The sequence below is a fragment of the Nesterenkonia cremea genome (genome assembly GCF_014642675.1).
Lineage (GTDB): Bacteria > Actinomycetota > Actinomycetes > Actinomycetales > Micrococcaceae > Nesterenkonia > Nesterenkonia cremea.
The window spans coordinates 1-1,022 of the sequence record NZ_BMIS01000037.1 but is presented as its reverse complement, the minus strand read 5'-3'; the positions used below and the strand labels follow the sequence as shown (position 1 = coordinate 1,022).

Here is a 1,022-nt window from a genome sequence, read left to right as displayed (position 1 = left end):
TGTAATGCCCCGGAACGTTGTGAACAGGTGACGTAAAGAGGAGACCTCCGGTATCGATGTGGGTAATCACACTCACAAGTCGATAAACCGGAGGTCTCCATGACTCACCGTAATGCCCCGATGACCCCTGCTGGTAGGGCCAGGATGGTCCGCCTCGTACTGGAACAGGGGTGGCCCCAGCGCAGGGTTGCTGAACGGTTCCAGGTCTCACCAGCAACCGTGAGCCGATGGGTAGCCCGCGCTCGGGCAGGACAGGGCCTCGAAGACCGCTGCAGCCGACCCCACCATCACCCCCATCGTCTCCCGGTTCAGGCAGAGAGAAGGATCATCAGCCTGCGGTTCAGGCACCAGTGGGGACCGCACCGCATCAGCGCACAGCTGGGCATCCCACGTTCTACAGTGGGGCGAGTCCTCAGCCGATATGGGATGCCGAAGCTGGCCTGCATCGACCAGGCCACCGGGTTGCCGCTCCGCCGACCAGCACCAAACCGATACGAGGCCAGCGCCCCGGGGGAACTGGTGCATGCAGACATCAAGAAGCTGGGCAAGATCCCTGACGGCGGCGGTTGGCGGGTCCACGGCAGAGGCTCTGCCCAAGACCGGCATGCCTCTTCAGCGCGGGACAAGGCTGCTCGACAAGGAGCAGCATCCTCCCGTGGGTATAGGTACCTGCACCATGCTGTCGATGACTACTCCCGGGTGGCCTATTCCGAGATCCTCGACGATGAGAAGAAGCACACCGCCGCAGGGTTCTGGAAACGCGCTAGGGCCTTCTTCAACAGCATCGGTGTCGAAGTCACCGCGGTGATGACCGATAACGGGTCCTGTTACCGCTCAGGCGAGTTCAAGAACGCTCTCGGCGACGGAGTGAAGCACAAGCACACAAGGCCACGGCGGCCCCAGACCAACGGCAAAGTGGAGCGGTTCAACCGCACTCTGATGAAGGAATGGGCATACGCCCGTGCCTACTCCAGCGAGTCAGCCCGTGAAGCCTCCTACGAGGCCTTCCTCCACGAATACAA

Annotated in this window: 1 protein-coding gene; it reads left to right on the top strand. The window is 62.0% G+C overall.

What is annotated here, in order from left to right; translation table 11 throughout:
- Nucleotides 1-99: 99 nt before the first annotated feature.
- A partial coding sequence (locus IEW85_RS14225) for an IS481 family transposase (protein WP_188687090.1) occupies nt 100-1,022 on the top strand: 923 nt, incomplete at its 3' end.